This window comes from Devosia oryziradicis, assembly GCF_016698645.1.
Lineage (GTDB): Bacteria > Pseudomonadota > Alphaproteobacteria > Rhizobiales > Devosiaceae > Devosia > Devosia oryziradicis.
Genome location: NZ_CP068047.1, coordinates 2,274,008 through 2,293,026, shown reverse-complemented (window position 1 = coordinate 2,293,026; position 19,019 = coordinate 2,274,008). Strand labels below are relative to the sequence as shown.

Genomic DNA, 19,019 nt, shown 5'->3' with positions numbered 1-19,019 from the left:
ATGACGCTGCTTCAGTCGCCAGGTCAAATGAACAATCGCGGAGCGTCGATGCCAGCTACTTGCGGCGCCGATTTGCCGCTTGAAGCACCAGCGCGGCGGGAAGGGCAAAGGCAAGGGTAGCCCATGACAGTCGTTTGGGACGGTCGTCCGCCGGCAGGGTTTGTTCAACCTTGTCTCGCGCCGGGGGCCACACGCGGCCCACGCTGTCGGCTACATGCGCACCGCGCTGGCCGAGCGGCTCTGATGGACCGGTCGTGGAGTCGCGGGCGGTCTGGTGCTCGATTTCCGAATTGATCTCGGCACCCACGATGATCAGCGTCGCGGTAATCCACAGCCAGGTCATCAGGCCAATCGTGGCGCCAAGCGAGCCATATGTGGCGTTGTCATCGGTGAAGTTGGCCACGTACCAGGAAAATACCCCCGATACGGCGGCGAACATCGGCACGGTCAGAAAGACTCCCGGGGTGATCCAGCGCCACTTTGCCAGTTGGCGGCTCGGGCCCCAGCGGTAGAGCGCGGCAAGCCCCGCCAGCACGACGAGCAGGAGCACGACATAGGAGGCAATCCGGACGGTCCATTCCACGCCTATCCCGCCCGGAAGGAACCGGACGGCGGCAGGCAGGAGCAGAAGCACTGCCACAACCAGGCAGGCAGCAAGAGCGGCTCCCAGAGTGAAGAGCAGTGCCAGACCGTTGAAGTGGAGGAATGAGCGCTTCTCGACCTCCCCATAGGCGATGTTCAGCGCTTCAAACATGGCCTTCACACCAGCACTGGCGCTCCACAGCGCGAGGACCAGCGAGAAAATGAGAGCGAGGCCCAGCGTGTTGTTGCTCTGTCCCGTGATTCGAACGAGCTGATCTCGGATGATGTCGAGGACGCCCGAAGGCACTATGCCGGCCAGCATCTGAACCTGGTCGATCACGCCGGCGGGGTTGTTGAACAGACCGTAGATTGACACAATGGCGGTCAGTGTCGGCACCAGGGCCAGCAGCACATAGAACGCGACGCCTGCTGCCGTGAGCAGAATACGGTCTTCTGCTATGCTCCGGTAGAGGCGCCAGAGAATATCCAGGCGCCCAGCCCAGGGAATTTCCGAGGGCGCGTTAGCCCGGCGGCCACGGCCGGGCTGTGCTGCGTTTTGCCTGTCGGCCTCAGTGGGAAGCGGATTGTCCGCTTCCCGTCGCTTAGTGGCCAATGTTGCCTGACCCTTCGAGGCCATCCTTGGCCTGCTGGTAGAGTTCGCCACCCTTGGCGGCAACGGTTTCGTGCAGTTCGGCGACCTTGTCACGGCCCTTTTCGTAAAGCTCGTGAGCTTGCTCGCTGGCTTTCTCGCGGAGCGCTTCCGCCGCCTCACCCATTACTGCGTCTTCCTGAGGCGTATGCGGCAATGCGGCGCCCAGCGCGGCCCCGAAGGCGAAGGCCAAGGCACCGCCGATCAGGGGTTGGTCACGGAACTGGTGCAAGATTGTTTCATTGAGCGCACTGAACTGATCCCGCGCTTGTGTGCCGGTAGCACCCGCCTTTTCGCGTCCCGACGCAGCGAGGGACTTTACGCTGTCGCGGGCGTCATGCAGCTTATCCTGGGCGGCATGCCAAACGTGGGATGCCCAGCCGGCCGTTTCGTCGAGCAGGTTGCCCGCCTCGTCCTGAAAATGCTCGATGCGCTCGCCCGCTGCATTGGCAAACCCCTTGAAGCGATTGCCGGCCTTGTCGGTAAAGTGGCCGGCGCGCTTGCCCAGCGAGTCCGACGGAGCGCGATAGGTTGTGCCCAGGTCATCGCTGAACTCGCTGTACCAGCGTCCGTCTTCCTCGACGTGGCGCTGGCGACGCAGGGTGGTACCGCTGATGGTCGCGACCGGATAATCCACGTAGGTCCCATCGCTCTCCGAGTGGCTGCCATAGCCCCGGTTGGTGTTGATGGACCGGTCCCACTCGCGATCAGCTGCTTTCTCGCTGCCAGTAGCGGGCTTGGCCATCAGCCATGCCAGGCTTACGCCAAGCAGGGCGACGGGCAGGGGGTTGGCGGTCACGTTCTTCTGCAGGCTCGATATAAACTCCCCGCCGCCGCCCTTGGTGTAGGCAAGCAGTTCATCGACCAACTGGCCCGGCGACAGCTTCTGCTGGATTTCGTCGATCGTGCTTTCGACGCGGCTGCGCTGCTGCTCCAGCTCGAGTTGCAGTTCGGCGGCGCTTTTCTTTTCGCTATCGTAGGCCATCAGAGCCTCTCCTTGACGATGTTGGCGTCGCGGCTCAGCGAGCCGGCCGTAATGTTCATGTTCAGGTTGCGTGCCTTGAGGGCGTTGAGCCCCTTGGAGGCGAAAATCCAGGCGACGACGCCGACCACCACACCGACGATGGCTGCCGCCAAGGCATTTGCCAGTGTTGGATCCATGTTCCGGCTGACGAAAAATGCTGCCAAAACTGAGACTACCGCAGTCAGCAATACGCCGAGAGCGCCGAGCGCCAGCACGGTGCCGATGAGCAACGAAACCACACCGGCCATTGTTTCTGACAGCTTCTCGGAGGCTTCGGCCTTGGCCAGCTGGATTTCCTTGCGGAACAAGGTCGAGATGTCGCCGGCTAACCCTCCGAGAAGTTCTGCGAGCGGGCGGCCTTCTTCTGTCCTAGCCATCGTTTGCCTCCCAGCTCTGCCGCGAGGTCGTGGTGCGTGCCACCGATCCGGGGGTCGTCGCGCTCGCGGATCGCTCGCTGCGATGGGTCGAAGCCTGCGCGAACCGGCTCGCCATGAAGCCCGCAAGCGCTGCGGCGCCCAGGAAGGCCAGGGGCTGTTGGCGGCCGAAGGACTGGGCCATGCCCATCACTTCGTCCACATCCTTGCCTTCCACGTTTCGCCCGAAACGAGAAAGCCCGCCGGCCAGGTCGCGGGCATAGCGTGCGATGGACTGTTGTTCGGATTGATCGAGTTCGTCGGCCACCTTGCCAATCGCGTCGGCCACGCCATTGACCTGGCTGGCCAGCAAATCCTTCTGCTCGGCGGCGAAAGACTTTGCTTTGTCCGTCGCTGCGGCGACCTGATGTTCCGCCTGCCCCTTAAGGTCGCGTACATCTGAGGCGGCCTTTTCAGTGAGGCTTTGCAGGTCCTGCTTGGCAGTTTCGACGACGGCATTCTTGTCGTCCTCAAGTCGTACGGCCAGTTCGTCAGCCGCACTGTTGCTGGTGGATTGAGGGGTTGGGTTTGGAGAGTCGATAGGGTTCATGACGGTACTCCTCGCTTTGAGAAGCAATGATCCCCGCCCCCGCTCGTTCCGCTATGGCTACGCTTTTATTTTGGCCGCCCAGTGAATTGGCCAGCATCCGCAATCCGAGAGGGCTGAGATCAGTGTCACATTTTGGCAACATTTATCTTGAAGGGTCGAGCAAATTGGGTCAGGCTCTGCCCCTGCGGCGGAAATGGAGTGCCCCTGGGCATCAATGAGTGACATTGCAGCGAAAGGCGAAGCGGACCTGAAGGGCGTCGCGCGCGATGTGACCCCACCGGTCAACTCGCCGTTTGCCGCTGCGCGCAACAATCGCTCATTGCGCATACTGGGCTTCATCGTGGTGTTTGCCTCGGTGCTGATGTCCTCGCTTTCGTTCCTGATCCTGTCGGGCACGACCAATATCGAGCCATCGACGACCGTCTGGACCGTCATCTGGATCGTCACCGGGGTGCTGGTCCTGCTGGTGATTGCTTTGGTCGTCACCGAAGCAGTTCTGTTGATCCAGGCGCGCCTGCGGGGCCAGGCTGGCGCGGGCATGCAGATCCGAATGGTGACGATGTTCGCGCTGGTCGCGGCAATCCCGGCGGCGATCGTCGCGGTCGTCGCCACGATCGCCCTCAACCAGGGCCTCGACCAGTGGTTCTCCGAACGGACACGGGCCATGGTCGAGAGCTCACGGCTGGTTGCCCGCTCCTACATGCTCGAACACGCCCAGGTGTTGCGCGATGACATCATCTGGGTGGCGGAGGAACTCGAACAGGCCCACGGCACCTATGACGCCGACAAGGAGCGGTTCCAGCGCATCCTAACGGCGCTGGCCGTAACCCGCTCCTTGCCCTTCACCTCGCTGGTCAATGCAAAGGGCGACACCCTGATGCGAGCCCAGATAGCGGTGCAGGGCGCCTATCCACAGTTGCCGGACGGGATCACCGACGGTCTGGTGGAAGGCATACCGGCGGCAATTGCGCCGGGCCGGATCAACCTCGTCGGCTCCGTCATCAAGCTGCGTGGCTACGAGGATACCTACCTCTTCGTTGCCCGGCCCGTGGAGGCCGAGGTGCTCGAATATATGCAGCTGACGGACGAGAACATTACCGAATACCGCGAATATGCGTCCAACCGGTTGGTGTTCCAGATCACCTTCACCATCATGTATGTCGGCTTGGCCGTCGTACTGCTGCTGGCGGCACTGTGGATCGGCATCGCCCTGGCCAACCGCTTCGTCGACCCGATCCGCAATCTCATGATCGCCTCCAATCGCGTCAGCAGCGGCGACCTAGACGTGCAGGTACCGGTGCAGGAGGGCAGGGGCGACTTGCGCGATCTCAGCAACGGCTTTAACCGCATGACCGAGCAGCTCAAGAGCCAGCGCGAGGCCTTGCTGACCGCAAGCGAAATGAATGAGAAGCGCCGGCAGTTCACCGAGGCGGTGGTGGAGGGCGTGTCCGCCGGCATTATCGGCCTCGATCCGTTCGGCGCCGTCACCCTGGTCAATGCCCGAGCCTGCGAGATGCTGGGTCGCGATGAAATCGCCCTGATGGGCGAACCCATCGAGAAGGTGATGCCGCTGCTGGCGCCGACGCTGGAACGGGCTCGCTCAGCCCGGCGCGGCCAGGTACGTGACCAGATCGAACTGGGCAACGAAACCGAGCGCCGCACCTATCAGGTGCAGCTCACCCGAGAGGGCTCGATCACCGAGTCCAAGGGCTATGTGCTGACCTTCGACGACATCACCGACCTCGAATCGGCGCAGCGGACCAGCGCCTGGGCCGACGTGGCGCGCCGCATTGCCCATGAAATCAAAAACCCGCTGACGCCGATCCAGCTCTCCGCCGAGCGCCTCCGCCGTCGCTATGGCGCGCGATTGGAGGACGACCGCGACGTGTTCGACAAGTGCATCAACACCATCGTCCGACAGGTCGGCGATATTGGCCGCATGGTCGATGAGTTCTCGGCATTTGCCCGCATGCCCGAGGCCGCACCCGATATGGCGGACCTCAACGACACCGTTCGCCAGGCAGTGTTCCTCGAAAGCGTCCGGCTGCCGGAAATCACCATCAACACGGTTCTTCCCGAAGACCCGATCTACGCGTGGTTCGACAGTCGCCTCATATCCCAGTCGCTCACCAACCTCATAAAGAATGCCGTGGAAGCGTTTGAGACTGTGGAGAAATCAGATAGCTGGAACCCGACGATAACGGTCGAGGCGCAGATCGAAAACAATCATGCGCGGGTGGCCATTTCCGACAACGGCAAGGGCTGGCCAAAAGACAACCGCCAGCGGCTGCTGGAGCCTTACATGACGACTCGTGAAAAGGGCACCGGCCTGGGCCTGGCCATCGTCGCCAAGATCATCGAGCAGCATGGCGGGATCGTCGAGCTTATCGACGCCGAGCCCGATCCGACCGGTCGCGTTGGCGCCTGCGTGACCTTCACACTTCCCTTGCAATCGCCCACCAGATCTTCAGAGGCAGCCGGTCCCAACCAAGGGGACCGGACACCCGCCCAACAGGAGGAACCGCTCATCGCCGCGGTGGTTCATAAGTAATGGCACTCGATATTCTGATCATCGACGACGAAGACGACATCCGCGACCTCATCGCCGGCATCCTGGAGGATGAGGGATTTGAGACCCGGCAGGCCCATGATGCCGATAGCGGCCTCAACGAAATCGCGCGCCGGCGGCCCAGCCTGGTGTTTCTCGATATCTGGATGCAGGGTTCGCGTCTGGATGGGTTACAGCTGCTCGATGTGTTCCAGAGCCAGCATCCGGACATGCCGGTGGTGATGATCTCGGGCCACGGCAATGTGGAGACGGCTGTTTCTGCTATCCGCCGCGGTGCCTACGACTATATCGAAAAGCCGTTCAAGATCGATCGGCTGCTGCACATCACCCAGCGCGCCATGGAAGCCACGCGTCTGCGCAACGAAGTTGCCGAGCTCAAGGAACGCTCGGCCACCAAGAGCGCGGATATGGTGGGCACCTCGCCGGCCCTGCAGCAGGTGCGCGGCATCATCGAGAAATCGGCTCCGACCAATTCGCGCATCTTCATCTCCGGCCCGTCGGGCGCGGGGAAGGGGCTCGTTGCCCGCCTGATCCACCAGCGCAGTCCGCGTTCGGAAGCGCCTTTCGTCGAGATCAATGCCTCGCTTTATGCCCCAGAGGAAGTCTCGGTCGTCCTCTTCGGCCGCGAGGCTCGCGAAAAGAATGGCATGCTCAAGGTCGAAGTCGGGGCCCTGGAAAAAGCTCACGGCGGGACGCTCTACCTATCCGAGGTCACGACTCTGCCGGCCCAGACGCAGGCGGCGCTCCTGCGTACACTAGTGGAGAACCGCTTCAACCGCGTCGGCGGCACGCAGGCCGTCCCGATCGACGTGCGCATCATTTCATCGAGTTCGCAGAACGTGGCGGCACAGATTGAGACCGGCGAACTGCGGTCGGATCTGTTTCACCGTCTGTCCATCGTGCCGCTGCCTTTGACGCCGCTCAAGGAACGGCGTGAGGACGTACCCCCGCTGGTGAATGTGTTCATCGAACAGGTCTGCCGCATGCACAACCTGCAGCGCGTAACCGTCGGCGACGATGCCATCGCGGTTTTGCAGGCGCAGGAATGGCCTGGCAACGCGCGCCAACTTCGCAACTCCATCGAGCGCCTGCTTATTTTGATGAAGGACCAACAGCCAGCAGACGGCATTATTACTGCAGCCATGCTGCCTTCCGATATTGGTGAGGTGCTGCCCACCGTTGGCGACACCGACGCCTCTGCCCACCTGATGAGCCTTCCGCTTCGCGACGCTCGCGAAGTGTTCGAACGACAGTATCTGCTGGCCCAGATCGAACGATTTGGCGGGAACATCTCCAAGACCGCGGAGTTTGTTGGAATGGAGCGCAGCGCACTGCACCGAAAGATCAAATCGCTCGGTCTCTGAAAAACGAATGAAAATACCGGCGGCCATGCGCCGGGCGCGGTAGGCACGAAAAATGATATGTGCCATAGTGATGTACGCGCGTGACTTCACGCCAGCAGGGACTGGGCGGCAGTCCCAAGGCTGGAATGGCAGGTGGTTGTAACGACGACAGCGACAAGCAATGCCGCGAAAAGAGGCCTGAATGGCGAACGAAAAACAACAAAATCTCCAAGATTCCTTCCTCAATCATGTTCGCAAGCAGAAGGTGCCGGTCACGATTTTTCTGGTGAACGGCGTTAAACTTCAGGGTGTCATCACCTGGTTCGACAATTTCTGTCTGTTGTTGCGCCGCGATGCGCAGTCGCAGCTCGTTTATAAGCACGCCATTTCTACGATCATGCCGGGCGCGCCGATCCAGCTGTTTGACCCAGAGCAGAACCACGACAGCGACTGACGGGCGATACCTTGACCGAATTTGACGACGACGAGGCCGTCCAGCGGGGCGGCCCAAAGGCGTTCATCGACCAGCGCGCTCAGCCAACCCGGGTCGGGTTGGTTGTGCCCGACGTCCGAGGGCAGCTCTCGCAACACTCGATCGAGGCCCGCAAGGCGGAATTCGAAGGGTTGGCCGAGGCTATCCGGCTGGACGTAATCTTCTCAGAAGTCGTCAAGGTGCGTGAAATCAAACCTGCCACCTTCATCGGCGGCGGACACACCGAATCCCTTGCTGCCAGGGTGAAGGCGGACAAGATCGAGCTACTGTTGATCGATGCCACGCTTACGGCGATCCAGCAGCGCAATGTCGAGACCGAGACGGGCGCCAAGGTTCTGGATCGCACGGGACTCATCCTCGAGATCTTCGGCGAGCGTGCCGCGACGCGTGAAGGCGTCTTGCAGGTCGAATTGGCCCACCAGAACTACCAGAAGGGGCGTCTGGTGCGGTCCTGGACCCACCTTGAGCGGCAGCGCGGCAGCGGCGGCAGCGGCTTCATGGGCGGACCGGGTGAAACCCAGATCGAAAGCGATCGGCGCCAGATCATGGACCGGATTGTCCTTCTCGAAGAGCGACTGGAAAAGGTTAAGAAGACCCGTGCACAGCAGCGCCAGCAGCGCGGCGGCACGCCGATCGTGGCTTTGGTCGGCTATACGAATGCTGGAAAGTCCAGCCTGTTCAATGCATTGACCGGGGCAGGGGTCTTCGCCAAGGACCTGTTGTTCGCCACCCTCGACACGACCGTGCGGAAACTCCAGTTGCCGCACGGCCGAGAGATCATCCTGAGCGATACAGTGGGTTTCGTTGCCGACCTTCCCACCGACCTGGTGGCGGCATTCCGCGCCACACTGGAAGAGGTGCTGGACGCCGATGTCATCCTGCATGCGCGGGATATTGCCAATCCTGACCACATCGCCCAAGCACATGATGTGCTCAAGGTGCTCGCCGATCTAGGTGTTTCGGCCGACACGACGCCGATTATCGAAGTGTGGAACAAGATTGACCTGGTCGGACCGGATGCGGTGCTGGGTGTGGTGCCTGCGGGCAAGGTTGCCGGCGTCGTCCAAGCGTCAGCGCTGACGGGGCAGGGCCTCGACGAGCTGAAACTCGCTATCGAACAGGCACTTGCCGAAAAGAGCCGGACTTACCACGTGCATGTGCCGCATACGGCTGGCGCCGATATCGGCTGGCTTCACGCGCATTCCGAGATCATTTCGCGCGAGGAGCCGACCGAGCAGGGCTCCGGTTTTGTCGTGCGCGTCGATCCGCGCCACAGGGCCGCGTTTCTCGAGCGTTTCAACGGAAGGTTTGAGGCTAGCTAAGCCTTGTCCGCAGCGCGGATTTCGTTCCAATAGCCATCAAGGCGCGCCAGGCCCGCGTCTTTTGGCTCTATCCCGTCTTCCCGGCAACGTGCCTCCACATGGTGGAAGCGGCGGGTGAACTTGTTGTTCGCGTCGCGCAGCGCAGCCTCGGGGTCAATGCCCGCATGCCGCGCCAGATTGGCCACGGCAAACAGCAGATCGCCAATCTCCTCATGGACCGCGTTGGCATCGCCTGAGGAATGAGCGACGATCACCTCGTCGAGTTCCTCGTCGACCTTCGCTCTCACCGCGTCCAGATCAGGCCAATCAAAGCCGACCTTGGCGGCCCGTTTCGTTAGCTTGCCAGCGCGGGCCAGTGCAGGGAGCACATTGGGCACGTCGTCCAGGATCGAGGGGGCCATGTCCCCTTTGCGGGACGCTTTGGCAGCCCGCTCCTGTGCCTTGATGGCTTCCCAGCGGCCCTCAGATGCCACGGCGGTGCCGGCCTCGACGTCGCCGAAGACGTGTGGATGGCGGCGGATCAGCTTGTCAGTAATGGCATAGATGACGTCGCCGATATCGAAGTGACCGGCCTCGCTGGCCATCTGGGCGTGGTAGATCGGCTGTAGCAGCAGGTCGCCGAGTTCTTCCCGAAGATCGGAAAAGTCCTGGCGCTCAATGGCATCAGCGACCTCATAGGCCTCCTCGATTGTGTAGTGCCGGATGGTCAAGAAATCCTGCTCGAGATCCCAGGGGCAGCCGCCAACCGGGTTTCGCAAGGCGGCCATGATTTCGATCAGGCGGGAAATATCACGGGACGGCTGCATGGTCGGTCTCAGGCTGGAGAATCGTTTTGCCAGTCTATCAGCAACGCTGTGGCGACCTTAGCCCTCGGACCGCGCCGCGCTATCGCGATCACGCTCATAGTGCTTCATGTCTGGAAAAGGTGGCAGCCAGGCCTCGCGTCTGATGGTCCATAGCTCGTAAGTCGGCTTGAGCCGGTCTGGTTCGTCGAGCGATCCCAGATTCACCTCGATCTCGTCTCCGCTACGCGAAAAGACCGAGGAGCCGCAATTGGGACAAAAGCACCGTCCGGCGTAGCTGCGCGTCTGGCCATGAACGACAACCGCATCCTGCGGGAATATCGCTGATGCGTGGAACAGCGCACCATGATGCTTGCGGCAGTCCATGCAGTGACAGATGCCAACTCGATAGGGTCGTCCCGCAGCCACGATGCGGACCTTACCGCACAAGCAGCCACCTTCGAACCGATCCATACTCATGTCACTCCAGACATTCGGTCGCGTTGGGGACACTGCCGTGATGGCGGGGCAGAGCCAAACGAAGCCGCGGACAAAGCCGAAGTCAGTATCCAACGCGTTTGCGCTTCATTCGCATAATATATATTATGGAACTAAAATGCGCACATATTGGCCGATGTTCGAGGCCTTCAGCCATTCAGTCTAGGCCGGCTCTACCGCCTTGTCCCGTGTGCGCCAGCTGCCATCCTTCCACTCGCGCACCGTGATGACGATGCGATTATCCACGACCTCTATGAGGTTGTAGGCGTTGGGCTCTCCCCGCAGCCGCGTCGAGATTGCCGACGACGCCTGCGCAATCAAGATCGGTGCGACCGCCGACTTGCTCAAACCGACGGGCTGCCCCTCGCGAGCCGCGGAAAGGTCTTCGTGCTTGCGCACGTAGGACAAATGGAAATGCCCCGACAGCACCAGACGCACGCCCAGCTTGGCGAACGTAGCCAGTGCTTCGTCGGCGCGCTTCACCCGTTTGGTCCTCTGCATCATCGGCTCGGTAGGAAAAAGCAGCGGATGATGCGCCACGATGATGCGCAGCGAGTCTGGGGACGCCTGGTCGAAACGAGCCGCGAGGTCGTCGAGCTGACTCTTCGATATGGTGCCGTGACCCCAGTTCCATTCGAGGCGTGCCCGCCGCGACGTGCGCAGGCCAACCAACACGACACCATCCATCTCGAGGAACGGTTCGAGATCGCGCGCAATGTATTTTCGGTAGAGCCCATAGGGATTGATGAAGCGGCGCAGGATATTGATGGCCGGAACATCGTGGTTGCCGGGTACCGCAAACACCGGGGCATGCAACTGGTCTAGGAATTCGCGCGCCTGCTCGAACTCCTCCTTGGTGCCCACCTGGGTGAAATCACCGCTCGCGACGATGAGGTCTGGTTTCTGCGCATTGATGTCATTGGCGAAACCGGATGCCAGCACCGGGTCATGATGCCCGAAATGGAGATCAGACAGGTGCAGTATTTTCATTGAGGGCCTCCACGACGGCAGCATTGGGCTGCACGATCACCGAAAGCGCCTTCGCCCGGATGGAAAACTCCAGCGGCGTACGAAGGGTTTCAACCTCGCCGTCAAACATCACCTTGAGTAGTTCCTTATGCGTGGTGATCGTCACCGCATCGACGCTCTCAATGGACAGGGCATCGTCGTTTCGCCAACGGCCCAGGAGCATTGCCACGGTCAGCCGCAGGACGTCGCCCGGCGTCAGGTGCCGGAGGATGTAGAGGGTCAGCGTGCCCTTATCGAGCGACGAACGCGAAAAGAACTGCCCCAGCCCCTCGTCGTACGAATTGCTTGCGACCGCAATGGCCTGCACACGTTCGACCCGCGTCTCGCCATCGGGCCGGCGGATGAGCACCGCCATCCGCTTGGCGCGCTGTAGACGGCGCATGAAGTACCTGAGGAAGCCGATCTTTGCCCCAAGGTCGCGCCGGTCGCGGATGAATTCCCGCCCTGCGGCCACAGCCGGAATGACGCCCACCACCACCTTGTGCAGGAATGTGCGGCCATTGACCTCGCCGACATCGATAAGCTGGGGTTGCCCGTTGGCCAACGCCTGCACGGCCTGGCGAACTTCGAGCGGAATATTGAGGTCCTTGGCTAGAGCGTTGACTGTGCCAAGAGGCAGAATGGCCAGGCTCTTGGATGTTCCCGTCAAGGCCTCGGCGAGCGCAGTGATGGTGCCGTCGCCGCCGGCGGCCACGAGGATATCCGCCGGACTCGCCACCGCATCGGCAACCCGCTGACCAAGGTCGATATCGCTGCGGGCGTCGATGTGACAGCGCAGTCCCGCATCCTCGAACATCCCCCGCAGCGCGTCAGCGGTCACCCCCTGCGCACTCGCCGTTCCAGCGCGTTCGTTGAATATGACGTAGTAGTCGAAGTCCTGCATTGCTGACCGTCCATCGCCCCTGCCCGCTAGCTGGTGCAATGTATGGCGCGACAGTCCGTTGCATAGCGTTGCTCACCGCTCCAAGCATGTTGCGCGGTGGCGACACGTTTAGCTGGAAAGAGCCTCCGCTACCGCCAGGTCAGCCATGGTCAACGCGGCCTCCCGCGTCTTGGCGGCCGCGACGAAGCGCCCGTTGTGACAAAACGTTGCGCCGCTTACGCCGCTGGCGGCCTCGAGGTCACCATTGGTCAGGCCGGCCCAAGCCGCAGGCAGGTCAGCGCGCACGTCAAAACCTTCATCTGAAGTCCGGATCGTGGTGAGGCACCAGTCCTTTTCGCGCGGATGCACGACGAAAAGCAGATGATCGGCGCCTGCTTTCTCGATCGCCGGGCGGAACGGCATCCCCATGGGCAATTCCAGTACACGCCCCTGCCCGGTCGCCTCGATGGCCTGCTGCACGATGGACTCCGCGCGCAGCTTGGCGGCGCTCCGGCCAATGGCGGCCTCGACGAAACTGCGGGCAATCGCCAGCGCGCCATTGAACGCTTTGGTTTCGGCTTCGGGATCGGTATCGTCGAAGTCGGGCTTGAGCGTTTCGAGCAAAACCGGCAGCGTCAGGCCACCCAGCGGTCCAGAGGGACTGAGCGCGCCATTGTCGGTGAGGTCGATCGGCAGCACGAAATTGGCGTCCAATGATGCATGTATCGCGTCGATATGAGCCGCAAGGACGTCACAAGCTGCCAGGTAGTCCCGGCCAAAATGCTTCCAGATCAGGCCGAACGAGCTATAGGGCTGGCCATCCTCGCGCAGCGGCGCACCACGCTGGTGATGGTCGAATATCCCAGCCACGGCATCATAGGCGCCGCCCACGTCATAGATGACGCGATCCGGCCCTGGGGTGATCCACTCGGGCGCGCGGCTGCGCACGATCCGGGCAGCCGGGAAAACCCGCGTCAGGATGACGCTCGACAGCAGTTCGTCGGCATGGAACCCACCCGAATGAGTGACGAGAAAAGCTGGGGTCATGCCGGTATGCGCCTTGAGTGATGGGCCGGAAGTTGGCACCAGATAGCCATTGCAGCGCGTCATCTCAACCGCCATTCACGCATTGCACGAATCCGTTGGACAATTTTGACCATTTGGTCAAAAGTAGCACGACGCCGCCGAGCATTTGGGAGAATGGGCATGCGCTTCGGTTACAAGGCCTCGGCCGAGCAGTTTGCACCCAATACCCTGATGAAATTTGCGATCGAAGCCGAACAGGCCGGTTTCGAGTCGGTCTTCATCAGCGACCATTTCCAGCCCTGGAAACATACGGACGGCCACGCGCCATTTGCGCCGTCCTGGATGGCCGCGGCCTTGGCGCGGACGGAGAAGCTGATCGTCGGGACTTCGGTGCTCACGCCAACCTTTCGCCTCCACCCTTCGGTCGTCGCCCATGCCTTTGGCACCCTGGGCGCCATGTTCCCCGAGCGCGTCATCCTCGGCGTCGGCACCGGCGAGTCGCTCAACGAGGTCCCGTCCACCGGCATGGTCTGGCCCGAACTCAAGGAGCGCTCCGCCCGCCTTCGCGAGGCCGTGACGCTGATCCGTCGGCTATGGAGCGAAGAGCGCGTCACCTTCGAAGGCGAATTCTACCAGACGCAGAACGCGACCATATACGACAAGCCAGAGAAGATGGTGCCGATCTACCTGGCAGCCGGCGGGCCGCTCAACGCCAAATATGCGGGCCGCGCCGGCGATGGCTTCATCTGCACGTCCGGAAAAGGCGCAGAGCTTTATGTCGACCAATTGCTGCCAAATGTCGCCATCGGTCGCGCCGAATCCGGCCGCGAAAACCTGCCCTTCGAACGCATGATCGAGGTCAAGGTTTCCTTCGATACCGACCCCGATGCGGCCCTGAACAATACGCGCGGCTGGGCGGCCCTGTCGCTATCCGCCGAGGAAAAGCATTCGGTGGAGGACCCGGCCGAAATGGAACGGCTGGCGGCGCAATTGCCCATCGAGCGCATCGCCAAGCGCTGGATCGTCTCCAGCGACCCGGACGAACATGTCGCGGCGATCAAGACCTACATGGATTACGGTTTCGACCACCTGGTTTTCCACGCGCCGGGCGACGACCAGAGCCGGTTCATCTCGCTCTATGCAAAAGAGATTCTGCCCCGGTTGCGTGCCCTCGCGCCGCAATATGCGAGCTAACCGATGGCCATCCCCCGCTACACCGTCTGGGGCTTGCCTGGTATTCCGGAGATCGGGCCCGGAGATGACCTCGTCAACCTGATTGGCGCCGCTGTCGAGGTGTCCGAAAGTGAGGATAGCGACGCCGCCCTGCGGGACGGCGACATTCTTGTCGTCACCAGCAAGATCGTCTCCAAGGCTGAGGGCATGCAGGTGCCGGTTGCGGATCGCGAGCGGGCGATCGCACAGGACACGGTGCGTGTCGTGGCCGAACGCGTCCATCCAGGCGGCGTAACCAAGATCGTCGAGACACGACATGGCCTCATCATGGCTGCGGCTGGTATCGACACCTCCAACGTCCCCGACGGGCTGGCCCTTCGCCTGCCCGAAGATCCCGACCGCTCGGCCCGCGCGCTGTGCGAGGGCCTTCGAAAGCGGTTCGGCGTGTCTGTGGGCGTCATCATCACAGACACACTGGGCCGCCCCTGGCGCGTCGGCCAGACCGACGTGGCCATCGGCGCTGCCGGCATGATCGTCACCGATGACCTGCGCGGCGGCGTCGATGCCAATGGCCGCCCGCTCAACGTCACCATCACCGTTTTGGCCGACGAACTGGCGGGCGCTGCCGACCTCGTCAAAGGCAAAGCCACCGGCATTCCGGTTGCCGTGGTGCGGGGTCTTGCGCGCCTCGTGACTGGGCTCGATGCTCCCGGCGCCCGCACGCTGGTGCGCTCCGTGGACGACGACATGTTCCGCTTCGGTTCGGCCGAAGCCTACCGGCTCGGCTATGAGGCAGCACTGGCCGAGCTTCGCGCTCAACCTGCTCCAAAATCCAAAAGCGTCAAACAGGAATGAACCCCGTGCGTCCCCTGCCCCAACTGCTCGGCTTGGCCGTGCTCGCCTTGTTCCAAGCCCCCGTCATGGCCCAGACCAGCTACCCGCTGATGCTGGACAATTGCGGGGTAGAAGTCATGCTAGACGCGGCGCCGCAACGCGTGGTCACGATCAAGTCCACCGCCACCGAAATGCTGCTCGCCCTGGGGCTGGAAGGCCGCATCGTTGGCGTGGGTTTCCAGGACGGGCCTGCCCCGGAGCCGTGGACTGCAGCCGCCGCAGCGCTGCCTATCCTATCAGATAAGTTGCCGTCGCAGGAAGTGGTGCTCGAGGCGGAGCCAGATTTTGTCTATGGCGGTTGGGAAAGCAATTTCGCAGCCGATGGCGCGGGCGAGCGAGCGACCCTCGCGACCCTTGGCGTTGCTACCTATGTGTCGCCGGCTGCTTGCCGCTCGATCAAGCCGGCCAAGCTCACCTTCAACGAGGTCTTTGCTGAAATCGACGAAATGGGCACGATCTTCGACGCCACGCCAGCAGCCGAGGCTCTGATCGCCGAACAACGCGCTGCGCTTGCCACGGTCACGCCGGATACGCGCGGGCTTACCGCGCTCTGGTACTCGTCCGGCACCAAGGCGCCCTATGTCGGCGCCGGCAGCGGCGCACCACAGATGATGCTCGAGGCACTGGGTCTCGAAAACATCATGGCTGAGGTCGATGAGGGCTGGGTGGCGGCGAGCTGGGAGGCCGTCGTCGATGCCAACCCCGACGTCATCGTGCTGGTCGACGCCGTCTGGAACTCAGCTGACCAGAAAAAGAAGCTCTTGGCGGAAAATCCCATCACCAGCCAACTCGATGCTGTGGTCAACCAGCGCTACCTCATTCTGCCCTTCCCTGCCTCCGAAGCCGGGGTCCGTAATGTCGGCGCCACGGTCGACATGGCGGCGCAACTGAGCGGCCTCAGCGTCACGCCGTGAACCAGCGGACTCTGGGCACTCTCTGCTTGGCCATGGCGGCACTGCTGCTCGCCAGCCTGGTCTTGGCGGTGACCTTTGGGCCAGCGGATATTGGGCCGACGGAAGTCTGGCAGACTATCGGATATCATCTTGGCGTTGTCGCCGAGAACCCCGTCAGCCGCCTGCGGGACGCCATCATCTGGGAGTTGCGGTTGCCTCGCGTGGTCACTGCGGCAGCGGTCGGAGCCGGACTGGCACTCTGCGGCGCGGTCATGCAGGCGCTGACGCGCAACCCCCTCGCCGATCCCTACCTGCTGGGGTTGTCCTCAGGCGCGTCGCTCGGCGCCGTGGCATTCCTGCTGCTCGGCGCCGCTCTCCTGATGCCGCTGGGCGCGTTTCTTGGCGCTGGGGCGGCCATGGCGCTGACACTGCTGGTGACCCAACTGCTCGGTGGCGCCACGCCGACGCGGGCGATCCTCGCCGGGATCTGCATTTCTGCGCTCGCCGCGGCCGCTACATCCTTCCTGATCTTCTGGTCGGCGACCGGCGACTCCTACCGCGAAATCCTGAGCTGGCTCATGGGTTCGCTCAGCGGCGTCGTCTGGTCCGAGGCCCTGCTGGTGCTGGCGGCGCTGGCGCTGGCGGGGCTGCCCATCCTGTTCTCCGGCCGTGCTCTCGATGCGTTCGCCTTCGGCGACACCGCCGCGGCATCGCTCGGCGTCGATATTGCCAGGTTGCGCTGGCTGCTGCTCGGCGGCACGGCCCTGCTGACCGGCGTCCTCGTCTCCATCGGCGGCGCCATCGGCTTTGTCGGCCTCATCGTCCCCCACGTGGTACGGCTGATAACCGGCTCGCGCCATTGGGTACTGCTCCCCCTCGCCATGCTGCTGGGCGCCAGCTTCATGATCTGGACCGACACCGCCGCCCGCAGCCTGTTCGCCCCGCGCGAACTGCCCGTCGGCATCATCACCGCCCTGATCGGCGCACCGATCTTCCTTGCCGTCCTGCTACGCTACAGGCGGATCACATGACCGGCGGCCTCGCGGTCCGCGATGTCAGTGTGCGGCTGGGCGCGCAGACAATTCTCGATGCGGTCGACGTGGTCGCCGAACCGGGCACTGTGACTGGCCTTATTGGGCCCAATGGCGCCGGCAAATCCACCCTGCTGCACACTATTCTGGGCCTGACCCCCACCGAGGGAGGCTCGGTCACCTTCGAGGGCGCCGACCTGCTGGCGATGCCGCGCCGCAGCCGGGCACAGATTGCCGCTTTCGTGGAGCAAAGCGCCAGCACCGAGGCAAGGTTGACCGCGCATGAAGTGGTCATGCTGGGCCGCATCCCGTTTCAGACCGTGTGGCAGGTCGCACCCACGCCCCAGGACACACAAGTGGCCGACGCGGCCCTGGCCTCCGTTGACATGACGAGCTTCGCCGGGCGGCTCTATCACACCCTGTCCGGGGGCGAACAGCAGCGCGTACAGATTGCTCGCGCTCTGGCCCAGCAGCCACGCCTGCTGCTGCTGGATGAGCCGACCAGCCATCTCGACATCCATGCGCAACTGGCGACGTTGAGCCAGTTGCGGCTGCGCGCCGTGGCTGGAACGACGGTGGTGCTTGCCCTGCACGACCTCAACCTGGCGGCCGGATTCTGCGATCGTCTCGTCCTGCTGCACAACGGCAAGGTGGTTGCCACTGGAACCCCCGAGGAGGTGCTGACCCCTCCCCTGCTACGCTCGGTCTATGGAGTCGAGGCGACGGTCTTGCGCCATCCCGACAGCGGACGGCCGCTGATCGCCTACGACCTGCACGGCTAAATCGAAGTGGTCGCGCGATTGCGATTGACAATCGTGCGGCGGCAACTCAAAAATTTGATCGACTGGTCAAATTTCGGCCGGTGGCATCGGGAGGCGCGCATGGAATTCGGCATCACCTTCAAAGGATTCATCGAAGCCGAGCGAGCCCGCTATCTGGTGCGTGCGGCGGAATATGCCGGCTTCAGCTATTGCTGGTTCTATGACTCCCACATCCTGTGGCGCGATTGCTATGCCGCAATCGCCATGTGCATGGAACACACCACCAAGATGCGCTTCGGCCCGCTGGTGACCAATCCCGATGTCCGCGATTGGTCGGTCGCCGCGTCGATTTTTGGTTCGCTCTCCAAACAAAGCGGCGGGCGTTTTGACCTGGCCGTTGGCCGCGGCGACAGCTCCATGCGCGTCATGGGCAAGAAGCCGGCTACCCTGGCCCGCGTCGCCGACTTCATCGCTAAGACCCAGGCCATGGTGCGCGGCGAGGAAGTCTCCTATGGCGAAATCCCAGCAGCGGTGAAATTCCCCTGGGCCGTCGGCCACGAAATGCCGAGCTGGATCGCTGCCTATGGGCCGCTCGCCCTCAAGACCGCCGGCGAACATGCCGACGGCGTGGTGCTGCAGCTGGCCGATCCTGGGCTCTGCAAGTGGTTCACCGACCAGTGCATCGAAGCCGGAAAGGCGGCGGGCAAGGACATGTCCAAGTTCCGCTCCATGGCTGCCGCGCCGGCCTATTTCGGCGACAAGGCGCGCGCCATTGAGGCGACCAAGTGGTTCCCGGCCATGGTGGGCAATCACGTCGCCGATATCGTCGAGAAATACGGTGCCGACAGCGATCAGATCCCCAAGAGCCTCACCAGCTATATCGAGAAGCGCCGTGGCTACGACTATTCCAAGCACGGGCAGTCGGATAACCCGTTCCTCGACTTCATTACGCCTGACGTCGTCGAAAACTTCTGTGTGTTGGGTGAGCCCGACGACCACATCGCCAAGATGCATGCCCTCAAGGATGCGGGCGTGACCCAGTTCAACATCTATCTCGATAGCGGTGACGAAGAAGAGATCATCGCCAATTACGGCCGGCACGTCATACCGGCCTTCCGCTAGGCG

Annotated in this window: 19 protein-coding genes; 10 read left to right on the top strand and 9 right to left on the bottom strand. The window is 62.6% G+C overall.

Features of this window, described 5'->3' with window-relative positions:
• Window positions 1-55: 55 nt before the first annotated feature.
• Genes JI749_RS11485 through JI749_RS11470 form a run of 4 tightly spaced genes read right to left on the bottom strand, consistent with a single transcriptional unit; the run spans window position 56 to window position 3,218 of the window.
• Window positions 56-1,219, bottom strand: coding sequence for a YihY/virulence factor BrkB family protein (locus JI749_RS11485; protein WP_201653755.1), 1,164 nt, complete (start codon window positions 1,217-1,219; stop codon window positions 56-58).
• Entirely contained in the window at window positions 1,185-2,216 is a 1,032-nt protein-coding gene (locus tag JI749_RS11480; RefSeq protein ID WP_201653752.1) for a DUF3618 domain-containing protein, read from the bottom strand. Before JI749_RS11480 ends, JI749_RS11485 begins: the two co-directional genes overlap by 35 nt.
• Complete coding sequence (locus JI749_RS11475; RefSeq protein WP_201653749.1) at window positions 2,216-2,632, bottom strand: phage holin family protein; 417 nt, start codon at window positions 2,630-2,632, stop codon at window positions 2,216-2,218. Before JI749_RS11475 ends, JI749_RS11480 begins: the two co-directional genes overlap by 1 nt.
• Window positions 2,625-3,218: a nutrient deprivation-induced protein gene (locus tag JI749_RS11470; RefSeq protein ID WP_201653746.1), complete on the bottom strand. Its 594-nt coding sequence runs from the start codon at window positions 3,216-3,218 to the stop codon at window positions 2,625-2,627. The genes JI749_RS11475 and JI749_RS11470 overlap by 8 nt, the downstream gene beginning before the upstream one ends.
• Before the next feature lie 214 nt (window positions 3,219-3,432).
• Between JI749_RS11470 and JI749_RS11465 the strand changes: the two genes are divergently transcribed.
• The 4 genes from JI749_RS11465 to hflX all read left to right on the top strand — a co-directional run bounded on the left by JI749_RS11465 (window position 3,433) and on the right by hflX (window position 8,945).
• Window positions 3,433-5,769 (top strand): sensor histidine kinase NtrY-like, encoded by a 2,337-nt coding sequence (locus tag JI749_RS11465; protein WP_201653743.1) that lies wholly within the window; start codon window positions 3,433-3,435, stop codon window positions 5,767-5,769.
• Window positions 5,769-7,151 carry a nitrogen assimilation response regulator NtrX gene (gene ntrX / locus JI749_RS11460; RefSeq protein WP_201653740.1) on the top strand — a complete coding sequence of 461 codons (1,383 nt, stop codon included), beginning with the start codon at window positions 5,769-5,771 and terminating at the stop codon, window positions 7,149-7,151. The genes JI749_RS11465 and ntrX overlap by 1 nt, the downstream gene beginning before the upstream one ends.
• A 181-nt stretch (window positions 7,152-7,332) precedes the next feature.
• Window positions 7,333-7,584, top strand: coding sequence for an RNA chaperone Hfq (gene hfq, locus JI749_RS11455; RefSeq protein ID WP_056230518.1), 252 nt, complete (start codon window positions 7,333-7,335; stop codon window positions 7,582-7,584).
• Window positions 7,585-7,595: 11 nt separating this feature from the next.
• Window positions 7,596-8,945, top strand: a complete 1,350-nt coding sequence (gene hflX / locus JI749_RS11450; RefSeq protein ID WP_201653737.1) for a GTPase HflX — start codon at window positions 7,596-7,598, stop codon at window positions 8,943-8,945.
• Here hflX and mazG read toward each other — a convergent pair.
• From mazG to JI749_RS11425, 5 genes are all read right to left on the bottom strand, one after another.
• Window positions 8,942-9,751 carry a nucleoside triphosphate pyrophosphohydrolase gene (gene mazG, locus JI749_RS11445; protein ID WP_201653734.1) on the bottom strand — a complete coding sequence of 270 codons (810 nt, stop codon included), beginning with the start codon at window positions 9,749-9,751 and terminating at the stop codon, window positions 8,942-8,944. The two genes, hflX and mazG, sit on opposite strands and share 4 nt — an antisense overlap.
• Window positions 9,752-9,808: 57 nt before the next feature.
• The gene (locus tag JI749_RS11440) at window positions 9,809-10,201 is read right to left on the bottom strand and encodes a GFA family protein (RefSeq protein WP_201653731.1); all 393 of its coding nucleotides are present in this window, start codon (window positions 10,199-10,201) and stop codon (window positions 9,809-9,811) included.
• Between the two features lie 186 nt (window positions 10,202-10,387).
• Window positions 10,388-11,215: a metallophosphoesterase family protein gene (locus tag JI749_RS11435; RefSeq protein WP_201653727.1), complete on the bottom strand. Its 828-nt coding sequence runs from the start codon at window positions 11,213-11,215 to the stop codon at window positions 10,388-10,390.
• Window positions 11,193-12,137, bottom strand: coding sequence for a diacylglycerol/lipid kinase family protein (locus JI749_RS11430; RefSeq protein ID WP_201653724.1), 945 nt, complete (start codon window positions 12,135-12,137; stop codon window positions 11,193-11,195). Before JI749_RS11430 ends, JI749_RS11435 begins: the two co-directional genes overlap by 23 nt.
• Before the next feature lie 108 nt (window positions 12,138-12,245).
• Window positions 12,246-13,163, bottom strand: coding sequence for an MYG1 family protein (locus tag JI749_RS11425; protein WP_201662769.1), 918 nt, complete (start codon window positions 13,161-13,163; stop codon window positions 12,246-12,248).
• A 159-nt stretch (window positions 13,164-13,322) separates the two neighbouring features.
• On the opposite strand from JI749_RS11425, the gene fgd reads away from it, so the two are divergent.
• From fgd to JI749_RS11395, 6 genes are all read left to right on the top strand, one after another.
• On the top strand, window positions 13,323-14,336 hold the full coding sequence (fgd, locus tag JI749_RS11420) for a glucose-6-phosphate dehydrogenase (coenzyme-F420) (protein ID WP_201653721.1): 1,014 nt from the start codon (window positions 13,323-13,325) through the stop codon (window positions 14,334-14,336).
• A 3-nt stretch (window positions 14,337-14,339) separates the two neighbouring features.
• The gene (gene cofE, locus JI749_RS11415) at window positions 14,340-15,170 is read left to right on the top strand and encodes a coenzyme F420-0:L-glutamate ligase (protein WP_201653718.1); all 831 of its coding nucleotides are present in this window, start codon (window positions 14,340-14,342) and stop codon (window positions 15,168-15,170) included.
• A 5-nt stretch (window positions 15,171-15,175) separates the two neighbouring features.
• On the top strand, window positions 15,176-16,123 hold the full coding sequence (locus tag JI749_RS11410; RefSeq protein WP_233280740.1) for a putative F420-0 ABC transporter substrate-binding protein: 948 nt from the start codon (window positions 15,176-15,178) through the stop codon (window positions 16,121-16,123).
• Window positions 16,120-17,133 (top strand): putative F420-0 ABC transporter permease subunit, encoded by a 1,014-nt coding sequence (locus JI749_RS11405; protein WP_233280739.1) that lies wholly within the window; start codon window positions 16,120-16,122, stop codon window positions 17,131-17,133. The genes JI749_RS11410 and JI749_RS11405 overlap by 4 nt, the downstream gene beginning before the upstream one ends.
• Window positions 17,130-17,915, top strand: coding sequence for a heme ABC transporter ATP-binding protein (locus JI749_RS11400; RefSeq protein WP_201653712.1), 786 nt, complete (start codon window positions 17,130-17,132; stop codon window positions 17,913-17,915). The genes JI749_RS11405 and JI749_RS11400 overlap by 4 nt, the downstream gene beginning before the upstream one ends.
• A gap of 99 nt (window positions 17,916-18,014) precedes the next feature.
• Entirely contained in the window at window positions 18,015-19,016 is a 1,002-nt protein-coding gene (locus tag JI749_RS11395) for a TIGR03842 family LLM class F420-dependent oxidoreductase (RefSeq protein ID WP_201653709.1), read from the top strand.
• Window positions 19,017-19,019: the final 3 nt, after the last annotated feature.